This window comes from Prosthecobacter sp., from assembly GCF_049294395.1.
Taxonomy (GTDB): domain Bacteria; phylum Verrucomicrobiota; class Verrucomicrobiia; order Verrucomicrobiales; family Verrucomicrobiaceae; genus Prosthecobacter.
The window spans coordinates 1-13,463 of record NZ_JBAQCR010000363.1 but is presented as its reverse complement, the minus strand read 5'-3'; the positions used below and the strand labels follow the sequence as shown (position 1 = coordinate 13,463).

The following is a 13,463-nucleotide window of genomic DNA, read 5'->3' as shown; positions in this document are numbered from 1 at the left end:
TATATATAGGTCGTGACCCTGTGAACCTGAACCTGACCAATGGGTGAACCTGAAATGACCCTGTGACCCTGAGCCTCTCTCTGAAATGATCGCTGGTGAGCCCATGGGGCTGCAGTTCATGGGCACTCGCTGAAAGGCATTCAGAGAAAGGAAAGGCCACCTCTTTTCATCCGGGCGCACCACGGGGTTTACTTGGCTGGGGGTGCTGGCGGGAGGAGGTTCGCCGGCAGTGGCATTGCGGCGCGGATCTCCTCGGCTATCGGGGCGACTGGGGCTGCCGCGATGCGTGGCAAATCGGCTGCCGGGCCTGCCACGATTTGTGGCAAATCAAGGCTGATCGGCGTGAACCTGCGTTGCGTGCGCTGGGGGATGACTGTGGGTGTCTGCGGGCCTGCCTTGGGGATGACGGTGGGCACCTGCGGCACACCGGCATGCCTCGAGAGCAGTTGCGGCTCCGCCTGGACGAGCGGCGATTGCAGCACCGTGCCATCCGGCGCACGATCCAGCACAAAACCACTGAAATCCAAAGGCAGCGGCACGAGCTGGCCCTCCGCCGTCAGCACCTGCCCTGCCGGCACCAGCTCTGCATTCACCCGCTGCATGCGGCCGTGGCGGATCAGATAAGCCTGTCCTAGCACGGCGAAGAGCCCTTCGCGCAGCGTCGGGGTGGTGGCATTGGCGAAATCGGACGGCAGCGCCACGAGCCGCCCTTCTGCGGTCAGCACCTGGCCCCTCGGCACCAAGGTGACATCCACCAGCGCCGCACGGCTGTGGCGAATGAGGTAGGTCTGGCCGCGATAGAACACGATGCCGTCATGCACCGTGCTCGTCTCACTCGCCTTGGTCTGATATTCCAAGGCGCGTGGGATGCCGCTCTGGGCGGCGGCAGGGCCGTAGCAGACCAGCACCGCAGCAAGGAGGATCAATGGATGGGATTTCATAAGTCGGGAACGAAGGCAGATTCACACTGCCCTCAGTTCAAGACTAACCAGCCACCGTCTTTCTCGCCATGGGGTGAGCACCCCAACCCGATGCAGCCGGGGGGCTTTCCAGGCGTGCAGGTCTCCCAGCCAGATGAGCCGCGTTGGAGCTCGCGCTTACGCCTCCGGCAAACGCAGCTTGGTGGCGGGGCCGGTGACCTCAAAGTGAAAATGGGGGTCTTCACAATCGGGGTGAATCTCCGTGACGCGGATGGGCAGGAGATGCGGAACTTCCAGCGAAAGGTAGAGGGCTGTGGATGCCAGAGTTTCCAAGGAGGCTGAGTTGTCCGGCTCGAACAGACCCTGGGTCACCTGATCCAGGGAGGGCTCACAGAGGATTTCTCCGCTGGCCGGCGGAAGGTCGCCACTGCACCACAGCGTGGCCCGTGCGCAGCGCTTCTCCAAAGGGTCGCCTTTAAGCTTCGCCACAAACTGGAGACTCATTTCCCGCCGCGTTGCTTCGTCGCTCATGGGGACACATCAAGGCATGATATAGGTCCACCATGCAAGGGGTTTTGTGTCCGACTCGCCTGCTCTTCCCCTTGCCGGTTGGTGGTCTAGACTGGCTGCCGCCCAAAAGCGCAGGCGCGGGCAGTTTCGGCCACAAAAGGCCGGGGAGGGTTCGTATGACTCCACCCATGAAATTCCCCGCTGCGCTCCAGATTTCCCATCGGTCATTTCCCCTCAGGGCGGCCATCCTTGCGGTGGCGCTGGCGTGGGCCACGCCGGGCTCTGCCCTGACGCTCCATGTGGGACCGGATGGCAATGATGCGTGGTCCGGCACGCTGGACGCGCCCAATGCGGCGAAGACGGACGGCTGCTTTGCCACGCTGGGCCGGGCGCGCAATGAGATCCGCAAGCTCAGGAAGACTCTGGGGCTGCCGGCGGGTGGCATCGTGGTGGAGATTCGCGGCGGGGTGTATCCTCTGACGGCCAACCTGCTGCTGGAGCCGGAGGATTCAGGCACGGAGGCCGCGCCCATCGTGTGGCAGGCACGGGCAGGCGAGGTGGTGCGGATCACGGGTGGAGTGGAGATCCAAGACTTCAAGCCGGTGACGGATTCCGAGGTCCTGAAACGCATGGACGAGGCGGCGCGGCCGCAGGTGCTGCAGGCAGACTTGAACGCCCTCGGGGTCAAAAAGCTGGGCTCGGCGGTGGGGCTGGATGATGAGAACCATGACCGCCTGGAGCTGTTCTTTCAGGACAAGGTCATGACGCTGGCGCGCTGGCCCAATGATGGACCCACACGGATCAAAGACGTGGATGATGATCAGGCGGAGACGGCGCGCGGAGGCCTGAGGGTCAGCAAGATAGGACGCATCGTCTACGAGGGCGACCGCCCCAGCCGGTGGGTTCACGAAAAAGACGCCTGGCTCCACGGCTCTTGGTATTGGGAGTGGAACGATGCGCGCCAGCCCATCGAGTCGATCGATGCGGGCCGCCATGTCATCACGCTGGCGCCGCCCTACCCGGCCAAAGGCTACCGGCAGGGCCAGCATTACTATGCCTTCAATCTGCTGCCGGAGCTGGACAGCCCAGGCGAGTGGTACCATGACCGCGATACCGGCATCCTCTACTTCTGGCCGCCCGCACCTCTCAGCCAGGGCAAGGCGGTGGTGTCCATCGCGCCCACCCTGCTCTTCATGCACGACCTCGCGCACGTGAGCTTTCGCGGACTCATCTTTGAAGCCTGCCAGGGCACGGCCATCCTGCTCAAGAACGTGGAGCACGTCCAGATCATCGGCTGCACGGTCCGCAATGCGGGCCGCTGGGGCATTGATCTGCGGGGGCAGAACTGCCGGATCGCCGGATGCGATCTCTCAGAGCTGGGCTACGGCGGCATCCACCTCACCGGCGGAGACCGCAAGACGCTGACGCCGGGCAATCTGGTGATCGACAACAATCACGTCCACCACTTCTCGCGCTGGAAGCGCATGACCAAGCCGGCGCTGAAGATCAACGGCGTGGGAAATGTGGCCAGCCACAACCTGATCGACAACGCCCCGCATCAGGCCCTGTGGTGGACCGGCAACGACCACCGCATCGAGTTCAACGAAATCCACAGCGTGTGCTACGAGGCCAATGACGGTGGCGCGATCTACGCGGGAGAGGACTGGACGGAGCGCGGCACCGTGATCCGCCACAACTACCTGCACCACCTCAGCGGCCTGGATGGGCGCGGCTGCCTGGGCGTGTATCTGGATGACATGAACAGCGGCACGGAGATCACCGGCAATGTCTTCTACAAGATCGAAAACTCAGCCAAGGCGACGAAGGCGGCGGTGTCCACCTGCGGGCGGGACTGCAGCATCACCAACAACGTTTTCGTGGACTGCCAGCCTGCGGTGGAGGTGGCCACACGCGGCCCTGTGTGGTTTGACCGCCTGAAGGCCAAGCTGGATCAGATGCCCTACAAAAGCGAGCTGTGGGCCGGCAGATACCCCCGACTGGTGACCCTTCTCGATGACGAGCCGATGCTGCCGAAGGGCCACCTCATTGCGCGGAACATCTGCGTGGGCGGCGTGTGGAGCAGTCTGGCCAACGTGGCCAAACCGCTGGTGACCTTTGAGAACAATCTGATCGATGCGGACCCCCGCTTTGTGAATGCCGCACAGGGAGACTTTCAGCTCAAGGAGAACTCCCCGGCCTGGAAGCTCGGCTTCAAGTCCATCCCGCTGGAGAAAATAGGCCCCTACCCCAGCCCCGAACGCGCCTCCTGGCCCCTGAGCCACACCGTGCGCCCTCCGGCGGTGTCAGGGGGTGAATGAGGGGAAGGTCCAAGGGCGGAGACTGGAGCGCTTCGCAAAAGTCATTGCCGTTTTGCAGGCTGTTTCTTGATCGAGGACCATGGGCTCCGACAGCGGCTGGTTGAGGACAACCAGCCCTACCAGCCCTGCGCATGCGCAGGGCTGGTAGGGCGCGTGGTCCTCCAAGCGCCGTCGAGCGTCTGCACGTTCGCTTTGGGGAAAATCAATTTCGCACAACGCCATAAAGCAGCCCGGTCAGGAATGGGCCCGGGCTGCCAGGTTGAGCAGCCGATCATCCCTTCCCTGCTTGGCCAACTTAAGCGTGTCTAGGGCTCGTGATGTCAGTGTGATGGAGAGGTCTCTTCTTTGTTGCACAGCAACAAGGCTGCTCTGCTTGCGCTGGCAGGTGTTACGTGCGCGTCAGCACGATATGCGTGGCCCGCTCCGATCCCACATGCTGCGTGCAGCTATATCCCAAATCCGGCAGGTGGATGCCTTCGAACAAGCGCTCGCCTGCGCCGAGGAGGATGGGTGAGATGGCGAGATGGAGTTCGTCGATGAGCCGCGCCTGCAGGTATTGCCGGATGGTGGACGCACCGCCGCCGATGCGGACGTCCTGACCGTTGGCGGCTGCGCGGGCGCGTTCCAGCGCGACGTGGATGCCCTCGGTGATGAAATGAAAGGTGGTGCCGCCCTCCATGACGAGGGGCGCACGCGGGTGATGGGTGAGCACGAAAACGGGCTTGTGATACACCGGGTTGTCACCCCACCAGCCGCGCCAGCTCTCATCCGGCCAGGGGCCGCGCACGGGCCCGAACATGTTCCGGCCCATGATCCAGGCACCCACGTTATGGAAACCGCGTGCCGCGAAGTCGTCATCGATCCCGGTCTCTCCGCCGTCCTTGCCGAAGAGTTGCGTCTGAAACGTGCGTGTCGGGAAGGCCCAGCCATGCAGCGCCGTGCCGCCGATGCCCAGCGGGTTCTCCAGACTCTGGTCCGGGCCTGCGCCGAAGCCATCAAGGGAAAGGGTGAAGCTTTCGACGCGGAGTTTAGTCATTGGGGTGGAGGGTGATGGTGTTTGGTTCGTGATGAGCGAGCGGCAAAACCGACGAGTAACCCGCAGGCGAGCACTAGAAACAAGATGGAGATAGCTCGTGCCCTCATTCGACCTTTCTGTAATCTCGACTCGGGTCAACGAGATAGTAGTAGAGTGGCGCGCTCGATGCAGTGGAATAAGGGTGCTCATCGACTTCTGCCAACTCATCCTTCCTTATCTGGATGAAAGTCCAATCGTCCATGACGCGAGCAATGTAGTGATGAAAATGCTGGTCCGACCCCTGATAACCAACCCAGCGCACCATCGAAGCGTTTCTCGAATACCAATCAGCGGCCGCTCGCTTGTCCAGCGGCGTAGGGCGACACGCAGGAATGCTACTCAGAACCAGCAGCAGAGCAACGAAACGGATGATATAGAGTGCCTGCATGATGCCTAAATGCCTAACTTGTGGATGAGTGCCTCTCATGCTGTCGGAGAGTAACGTAATCGACTGTAAAGTCCAGCCACGACGCTGAGCACCAGTCCGGCACCCAGCAGGGGCAGGGCTCGCTTGGGTTCAATGGTCGGCGGGAGCAGGAAGATGATCACGAAACCCAGCAGGCACATCCCACGGGTCAGACCATACAACACATGGCTGTTTGGCCTGCGGTCCTGGGAGTCAAAAACATAGCTTCCAAACACCATCCCCCATACCATCAAACTGAAACCCAGGCTCCACTTCGGCCACCCATATTCAAGCAGGGCAAACTCGGGATGATGGGAGTCATAGCGAACGCTGACCTGACTGCCTGGGCGCAGGGACTTGGCGAGGTCCCCGGCACTGTACTCGTAAGCCTTGTTGCTGATCCAGCCTGCCCGCACCCGGTCGCTCTCGTAGCTGCGTCCATCCACCGTGTAGCGGTAACGGATGAGGGAGCGCGTGTTGCCACGATGGCTCTTCGAATCAGAGGAGATGACCCGGCCCTTTGTGGCAGCATCGGCCCGCCACAGATGCCATGAGGACACACCAAACTCCACGGGCATCATGAAGAGCAGCGCCAGGAACAAGGCCAAAAAGACGAGTGCTACGGCTATTCCGAGGAGGTATCGCATGGAGAGGCTGTGACTTCGATGAACAGGGGGCGGGTGAACCAATTGGGATGGGGGCGTCCCAATGCTTTTCGGGCGGACGGATTTCTTGCTCCAAGGCACCAATCTAGCAAAAGTGGCGGCTTGAGCGCAAGAGGCTTGTGATTTCAAAAGCGAGGCCTCCCTGCTCTGCCGCATGGAATGGCACCAGCGCGATCAAGAACTCCCCTCCGCTGTTCCAAGGTGGTGTCGCCGAGGCAAGGAGCTGCCTTGCCTCTCTGCCACCACACTCCACGATGCTCCCGCGTTCTTATCTGTATTGGCTTGTTGCGTGAATGCTCTGACACCGAACGGGAGCTGTGGGCTGGAAGGACAGGCCAGAGGCGCTGTCTCCCGGAGACAGCCGGGACGGCTATTCTCCACATTCAAGTCGCATGTGACTAAAAAATTCATTTAAAACACCGAGGACTGGTGAAAATCTTGCTACGCTAAAGGCTTGAATTCTGCGCCCACTTCTTACCGAACCCTGAGCTACTCATGAGCGACTCAGTCCTGACCAAAAAACTGCGTGAATCACTGCGCAAAGCCGGACATTTTGTCTCCAGAGCCATTTTGATCACTTCTCACAAGGTGGAAGGAACCGTGATTTTTGATCCGAAGGGCGAAGCGCCGGTGATTCGCGGGGATTTTATTCCCTCCCAAACGAAGATTTCGATCTCTGTAACCGAACGCTGCCAGCTGCTCTTGGAGAAGTCGAACGTGGTCCTGAACGTGAGGGTGTCACCGGGGCTGTCCAAGGCGCTCGGTGTGGAATGTTTTCGTTTCGAAGTCGTCGTCTGGGAAGCCATGACATGAACATCACCCAAACCTGGCTTGGGTGATGTAACGCTGCCACAGCCTGATACGGAGCCTCAGCAGCGGGCATCGGCTGTCCCTTTGCCTCTGGCGATCCTTCGACCTGCCTCTCCCCGTGAGGTCAGGTTGGAGCATTCGCAGACTTGTTTAAATGAGCAGGCTGGCATCAGGGGATGTCTGGAATCTGTTCAATCCTTTCGTAAGTTTTCGCCCGCTAACTTGCTCCCCAGGCTTCGATTTCATGGGTGTTAGGAGAATACGTCCCATGAAAAACTTCAAAGTAATTCTCAATATCGGAGGCGCATCCTTCATCCCTGCGGACCGCTGGGAGAAGGAGGGTGAATGGTTCAAGTTCTACCGGGAAGATTCTTTGGTGGCCGAATTTGCCGCCCCTTGGGTGCTAAGGATCGATGAACGTGACTTCCCGGCTGGAACCAAAGACACCGACGCCCAGTAGCAAGTCCTCCACGGACATGGGCCTTTCTGGCGAATTCCATGATCCGACACATGCCCAAATCCCCCATGGGCAACCCGCCAAAGGAACGCCGCAGAGCAGGCAACGCAAGCAGCCCTCTGCGGCGTTTCCTTTTTCTGCACGGAGGGGGCATCTTGAGCCTCCAGTTTGGAGAGGCTTGAGATGTTCGCACCCGCAGGGTGCGGTGAGAGCGTGAGGGATCGGGACGATCCCTCTCCTCCAGAGCGGGCGTTCATCGATCCCGGGAGAAAGGTTGGTTTGAAGCTGCCTGCCCCGCCTTTTCAGAGATCAACCTAGCCCGCTCTTATCATTTTCCGAGCCTTTTCGAATACATGGTTAAGATGTGTTAAATAAACATAAACAATTATAAATGTGTCGATTACATGGGGTGAAAGACACGTTGTGAGTGCCTTGCTCCAATGTTCCACAGCCGAGGGTCGGCATGAAGGCCGCCTTTTTCAGAAGCTGGAGGAGGGACGCCTCAGGGCGCAATCAGGCCAGGAGGCTAATCTCCACTTCGTCCTGGAGGATTGCCGTCCTGGCTGTCGCTGGCGGACGGGTCTCTGGCCTGTCTGGTCTGAGGCAACGCGCCGCTCAGGCATGGCCAAAGCCGTCTCTTATCCAGCGCACACTTAACACATGATTAATATGTGTTAATATTCGGTATGTCCTTCTTAATGTGGCGATTAAGTCTATTCACAGCCTCAAGCCCAAGCCGGTAATTCCGCCTTGGGCTGCTGATTCAGAGAAGGCCCCGCGCTGTGACGCCACGGGGCCGCTTTGCACCTGCCCTCACGCGATCTTCCACGCTTCGCGCATCGGCCGGAGGAGCATCTGATTGGCCTGATCGTCATTTTCGAAACGCTCGGCCTTGGGCTCGAACTTCAGCGGGCGCTTCAGCACGGCGGAGATGGCACCGATGTGGCAGGTGGTGGCGGCGCGCTGGGCGATCTCGGCAGTGGCGGCGGTGCGGCCCCGGGAGTACACGGCGTCGATGAAGTTGCGGTGGTGGTTCTTGGACTCGTAGAGTTTCACGTCGCTGTCCTTGAGTTTCACGCGGAGGATGGCGTCGTCGCTGGCCTTGAGGACTTCGGACTCGGTGTAGATCCAGCCCTCGCTGCCGATGAATTTGGTGCCCCACTTGGTCTTGTCGTCCGTGCTGGTCATGACGACGCGCAGGCCGTTGGCGTAGTGGTACTCGATGCGGAAGCTCTCAGCGGCATCGTAGATGCCCTTGTCACGGCGCTTCACCTCGGTGGCGCTGACTTCAGTGGGGGTGGTTTCGTCCATGCCGGCACCCCATTGGGCCACATCCAGGAAGTGGGCGCCCCAGTCGGTGATGTAGCCGGGGGCGTACTCCTCGATCCAGCGGAAATTGAAATGACAGCGCGCCGCCGTGTAGGGCTTCTCCGCCGCCGGGCCGAGCCACATGGCGTAGTCCAGGTGGGCGGGCACGGGCTCGGTGGCCTCCAGGCCGGTGTAGCCGCCACGGATGGCAAACTTCCCCGGCACGCCGATCTCGATTTCCTTGAGCTGGCCGATGTAGCCATTGCGCACGCGCTCGCAGGCCATGCGCACCTTCAGGCCGGAGCGCCGCCAGGTGCCGCACTGCAGCACGCGCTTGTTTTCCTCCACCGCCCGGCAGATGGCGCGGCCTTCGACGATGCTGGCTCCGAGCGGCTTTTCTGAATACAGATCCTTGCCCGCCTTCGCCGCAGCGATGGCCACATTGGAGTGCCAGTGATCGGGCGTGGCGTTCATCACGGCGTCCACATCCTTGCGGGCCAAAACCTCGCGGAAGTCTTTGAAGATCGCGCCCTCGGGCAGTCCGGCCAGCTTCGCGGCAGCAGCGGCGTGCTGGGAGTCCACATCACAGATGGCGACGACCTGCACGCGTTCATCCGCCATCAGCGCCCGCAGGTTGCTCGTCCCCTGCCCGCCTACACCGATGCAGGCGAGGCGAATCTTTTCATTCGGCGAGACGGCTCCCGCACGGCCAAGCGTGGCGGCGGAGACAATGAAAGGAACGGCGGTGCTGAGAAATTGACGACGATTTGGAGTAGCAGGCGTGTGCATGGGAAAGAAACGCACATTGGTTCCGATATTCATCAAGCTACCTCTCATGGACACCACTCACCTTCCCCGCCGTCGTGACTTTCTGCAAACCACCGGCCTGGGCCTGATGAGCCTGCCAGTGCTCCAGTCCTTCTTCGGCAGCACGAGCACCGCCCTGGCTCAAACCGCCGCCAAAGCTCCGGCGGCCACAGCGGCCGCCGTCCCCGCCTTGAACCGCTTCCCCCGCATGATGCAGGAGTGGCTGGTGGCCGAGGTGCGTGCCGCCGAGCAGCGTGGCAATGCACGCCGCGAGGCCCTGAAAACCAAGGCGGATGCCGAGGCCTATGTGAAGTCGGTACAGGAACGCATTCGTCAGTGCTTCGGGCCCCTGCCGGAAAAAACACCGCTGAATGCGAAGGTGACGAAGACCCTGGAGCGCGATGGCTACCGCATTGAAAACATCGTCTTTGAAAGCCGCCCCGGCTATCTGGTCACGGGAAATCTCTACCTGCCCACGAACCGCAAGGGCAAGGTGCCCGGTGTGATCGGCGTCTGCGGTCACTCCCTCAATGGCAAGGCGGCGGAGGCTTACCAAAGCTTCGCGCAGGGACTCGCCCGGCAGGGACAGGTCTGCTTCCTCATTGATCCTGTCGGCCAGGGCGAACGGTTTCAGTACTTGAATGAGAAGCTCGGCTCCCGTCTCGGCGGTGGCACCACGGAGCACAATCAGATGGGCGCACCGCAGGCGCTCGTCGGCGAATTTCTCGGCACCTGGTTCGTGTGGGATGGGATTCGTGCGCTGGACTACCTGCTCACACGCCCGGAGGTTGACCCGCAGCATCTCGGCATCACCGGGAACTCCGGCGGCGGCACGCAGACGACCTGGCTCTGCGGGCTGGAGCCACGCTTCACCATGGGCGCGCCCTCCTGCTTCATCACCACCTTCCGCCGCGATGCCGAAAACGAACTGCCGCAGGACATGGAGCAGTGCCCGCCGCGTGTGCTCGCGCAGGATCTCGATCACTGCGACTTCCTCGCCGCCATGGCGCCCAAGCCGGTCATCATCCTGGCGCAGGAGAAGGACTTCTTCGACAATCGCGGGTCCACGGAAAGCTACGAGCGGCTGAAAAAACTCTACACTTTGCTCGGCAAGCCGGAGAACATTCAGCTTCACATTGGCCCCGATCCGCACGGCTACACTCAGTCCAATCGCGAGGCGATGTATCGCTTCTTTGGCAAAGCCACCGGCATTCCCGCCGCAGCCGCCGAACCCGCGATCACGATCGAGAAAGACGCAGACCTGCTCTGCACGCCCAAGGGACAGGTGGCGGAGTCGGGCTCGCGCACGCTGATGAGCTTCACGCGTGAGAAGGCGGACGATCTGGCGGCCAAGCGCAAGCCGCTGAGCGGTGCAGCTTTGCAACAAGCTGTGCGTGAAGTGTTGAAGCTGCCTGCACTCGCCGAATCACCACCCGACTACCGCATCCTGCGCAGCGTCGGCTCACGCAAGTATCCCACCAAAGGCTACTGCACCTACGCCGTGGAGACGGAGCCGATGATTCACGCGCTGGTCACGCGTCTGAGTCCTGAAGCCCTCACCTCGCGCCTGCCTCGCGGGCAGAGCAAGGCTGTGCTCTACATTTCCCACCGCTCGGCCGATGCGGAACTGCGCAGCGATCCCTTCGTGCAGGAACTCATCGCCGCCGCACCCGACGCCGCCTTCTTCGCCTGCGATGTGCGCGGCATTGGCGACTCCCAGCCCGACACCTGCGGTGCGAATCAATTCCTCGGCCTCTACGGCAGCCACTACTTCTACGCCGCCTACAGCCAGATGCTCGACCGCCCGCTGCTGGGCCAGCGCGTCTTTGATGTGCTGCGCGTCTTGCAACTTCTCGCTGCTGCGGGACACACGGAGATCCACCTCGCCGGTCAAGGCTGGGGCGCTCTGCCTGCCGCCTTGGCCGCAGTGCTCAGCCCCGATTTGAAGCAGGTCACGCTGAAGCATGCGCTCACTTCCTTCCATGATCTCGCGTCTCACGAGGACCAGCAATGGCCTACGGCCTTCATGCTGCCGCAGGTATTGCAGATTTTTGATTTACCTGACTGCTATCAGGCGCTTCAGAAGCAGAACCTTCAGCTCATCGAGCCCTGGTCCGCCGCCGACGGCATGAAGTGAATCTTTACCCACAACGCGCACACCATGCAATCCTCCCTCAAGATCAAGCTCTCCCTCTTCATGTTCCTCCAGTACTTCATCTGGAGCAGCTGGTACATGACGCTGGGCAGCTACCTCGGCACGCTGGGCTTCACTGGCACCGAGATCGGCGCGACCTATGGTGCCTTTGCCTGGGGTGCCATCCTTTCGCCCTTCATCGTGGGGTTGATCGCCGACCGCTTCTTTGCCTCGGAGAAAATCATCGCGGTGCTCGGCATCGCGGGCGGACTGGTGATGTTCTACGTCCCGCAGTTGAAGACCTTCGGCAGCGTCTATCCCACGCTCATCCTCTACTGCACGCTCTACGCGCCCACGCTGGCCTTGGGCAATTCCATCTCCATGACTCATCTGGCAGACGCGAAGAAAGACTTCCCGTTCGTGAAGATTTTCTCCGCTGTGGGTTGGATCGCCGGGGGCGTGACAATCAGCCAGTTGAAGGGCGAGCAATCAGCGCTGCAATACTACCTCGCCGGCGGCACCTCGCTGGTATTTGGCCTGTTTGCCCTGATGCTGCCGCATACCCCGCCGAGGAAGAAAGGCCAGAACGTGCCGCTGAGCGAAGTCCTCGGCCTGGATGCGCTGGCTTTGCTCAAGAAGCCCACCTTTGCCATCTTCATCCTGTGCATGTTCCTTATCTGCATCCCGCTGTACTTTTACTTCGTAAACCTGGGTACTTACCTCACCCAGTTGCAGTGGGTGGACTGGGCACAGAAGATGACGCTGGCCCAGGTCTCCGACATCGTCTTCTTGCTGCTGCTGCCGCTGATGCTCAACAAGTTCGGCTACAAGAAGACCATCTTCCTCGGCATCCTGTCTTGGGCCGTGCGCTACTTCATGCTCAGCGCCAGTGCTGACAGCACTGGCACCGTGCTCATCTTCGGCGCCATCCTGCTGCATGGCGTCTGCTACGACTTCCTCTTCATCGCCGGACAGTTGTACGTCGATAGCGAAGCCAACGAACGCATTCGCGGCGCCGCACAGGGCCTCATCGCCATCATCCTTTGGGGCTTCGGCTCCCTCGTCGGCACCTACCTGGCCGGATACTTCATGGATCAGCACAAACTGGCCGCGCCGAAAGGAGCCATCACCCACGACTGGTCCGCCATCTGGGCCACGCCTGCATGGATCGCCGTTACTGTGCTGGTGGTCTTCCTGCTCTTTTTCAGAGAGCCGAAGAAAGCGTCCGGGGGAGCATGACGGCGCACGGCGAAGCGCGGAATTTATTCCGCAGCACTCCGCAAACACGCAGACCTCCGCTTTAGCTTGAGTCCTTCAGCATCGCAGTGCTACGAGCGCGCTGACCACATTGCTCAGCCAAAGACAAGAGAGTCCTCGGCTTTAAGGGGATGGTTCGTCGTTAAGAGCCTGTTGCTCCGGCGGAGAGCTGCGGACTAAAGTTCCGCGCTCCTAAGATGCCTCGCCTCCGATAAACAGCCGCGTCTTCTTGACGCACCAGGATCGCCGGAGCGCGGAATTTATTCCGCAGCACTCCGCAAACACGCACACTTCCGCTTTAGCTTGAGTCCTTAACAATCGCAGTGCTACGGGCTTGCTGGCCATCTTCCCTGCCGCAGACAAGAGGATCCTCGGCTTGAAGGGAATGATTCGCTGTTAAGAACTTGGCGCTCCGGCGGAGAGCTGCGGACTGAAGTCCGCGCTCCGAAGCGCCAGTTGTGGCGCTGAGACGTAAACCGTGGTCGGGCTGGCGAGATTCGAACTCACGACCTCTTGCACCCCATGCAAGCGTTCTACCAGGCTGAACTACAGCCCGACCTAGGTTTGACGTTCTCTCCAGCGGAGCCGTTTTGAGGTGGCTGCCGGTTGGCGAGAGGACGTGCATTTTGGACAGAGCCGCAGGCTTTGCAACTGCGATGTTGAGTTCTCGTGAGAATGTCTGCAAAGCTTGCCATTGCCCTGCCGCTCAATTAGAACCTGAGCTTACCCGCATGGTCACGATCACAATTCAGGAACTCACCAAACGATTCAGCGGCAGTGTCGTGCTGAGCAGCGT

Annotated in this window: 11 protein-coding genes and 1 tRNA gene; 5 read left to right on the top strand and 7 right to left on the bottom strand. The window is 60.8% G+C overall.

The features are described 5' to 3' along the window. Window positions 1-188: 188 nt before the first annotated feature. Together WAW39_RS24500 and WAW39_RS24495 are read right to left on the bottom strand one after the other, a co-directional pair. On the bottom strand, window positions 189-941 hold the full coding sequence (locus WAW39_RS24500; RefSeq protein WP_422321788.1) for a hypothetical protein: 753 nt from the start codon (window positions 939-941) through the stop codon (window positions 189-191). Window positions 942-1,097: 156 nt separating this feature from the next. Beyond that, the gene (locus WAW39_RS24495) at window positions 1,098-1,451 is read right to left on the bottom strand and encodes a hypothetical protein (RefSeq protein ID WP_422321787.1); all 354 of its coding nucleotides are present in this window, start codon (window positions 1,449-1,451) and stop codon (window positions 1,098-1,100) included. A 167-nt stretch (window positions 1,452-1,618) separates the two neighbouring features. On the opposite strand from WAW39_RS24495, the gene WAW39_RS24490 reads away from it, so the two are divergent. After that, window positions 1,619-3,748 (top strand): right-handed parallel beta-helix repeat-containing protein, encoded by a 2,130-nt coding sequence (locus tag WAW39_RS24490; protein ID WP_422321786.1) that lies wholly within the window; start codon window positions 1,619-1,621, stop codon window positions 3,746-3,748. 388 nt (window positions 3,749-4,136) lie between these two features. Here WAW39_RS24490 and WAW39_RS24485 read toward each other — a convergent pair whose 3' ends face one another. The 3 genes from WAW39_RS24485 to WAW39_RS24475 form a co-directional block, all read right to left on the bottom strand. Then, window positions 4,137-4,784 carry a dihydrofolate reductase family protein gene (locus WAW39_RS24485; RefSeq protein ID WP_422321785.1) on the bottom strand — a complete coding sequence of 216 codons (648 nt, stop codon included), beginning with the start codon at window positions 4,782-4,784 and terminating at the stop codon, window positions 4,137-4,139. A 103-nt stretch (window positions 4,785-4,887) separates the two neighbouring features. Next, entirely contained in the window at window positions 4,888-5,211 is a 324-nt protein-coding gene (locus WAW39_RS24480; RefSeq protein WP_422321784.1) for a hypothetical protein, read from the bottom strand. 35 nt (window positions 5,212-5,246) lie between these two features. Continuing rightward, window positions 5,247-5,876, bottom strand: a complete 630-nt coding sequence (locus tag WAW39_RS24475; RefSeq protein WP_422321783.1) for a DUF3592 domain-containing protein — start codon at window positions 5,874-5,876, stop codon at window positions 5,247-5,249. Between the two features lie 513 nt (window positions 5,877-6,389). On the opposite strand from WAW39_RS24475, the gene WAW39_RS24470 reads away from it, so the two are divergent. After that, complete coding sequence (locus WAW39_RS24470; protein ID WP_422321782.1) at window positions 6,390-6,707, top strand: hypothetical protein; 318 nt, start codon at window positions 6,390-6,392, stop codon at window positions 6,705-6,707. A gap of 265 nt (window positions 6,708-6,972) precedes the next feature. Beyond that, complete coding sequence (locus tag WAW39_RS24465) at window positions 6,973-7,164, top strand: hypothetical protein (RefSeq protein WP_422321781.1); 192 nt, start codon at window positions 6,973-6,975, stop codon at window positions 7,162-7,164. 810 nt (window positions 7,165-7,974) lie between these two features. On the opposite strand, the gene WAW39_RS24460 is transcribed toward WAW39_RS24465, so the two are convergent. Beyond that, complete coding sequence (locus tag WAW39_RS24460; protein WP_422321780.1) at window positions 7,975-9,258, bottom strand: Gfo/Idh/MocA family protein; 1,284 nt, start codon at window positions 9,256-9,258, stop codon at window positions 7,975-7,977. Window positions 9,259-9,304: 46 nt separating this feature from the next. Here WAW39_RS24460 and WAW39_RS24455 point away from each other — a divergent pair, with 46 nt between their 5' ends. Both WAW39_RS24455 and WAW39_RS24450 read left to right on the top strand, forming a co-directional pair. Further along, complete coding sequence (locus tag WAW39_RS24455; protein WP_422321779.1) at window positions 9,305-11,413, top strand: alpha/beta hydrolase family protein; 2,109 nt, start codon at window positions 9,305-9,307, stop codon at window positions 11,411-11,413. 24 nt (window positions 11,414-11,437) lie between these two features. Further along, window positions 11,438-12,649 (top strand): MFS transporter, encoded by a 1,212-nt coding sequence (locus WAW39_RS24450; RefSeq protein WP_422321778.1) that lies wholly within the window; start codon window positions 11,438-11,440, stop codon window positions 12,647-12,649. Between the two features lie 497 nt (window positions 12,650-13,146). Here WAW39_RS24450 and WAW39_RS24445 read toward each other — a convergent pair. Further along, window positions 13,147-13,223 (bottom strand) — tRNA-Pro (locus WAW39_RS24445). Window positions 13,224-13,463: the final 240 nt, after the last annotated feature.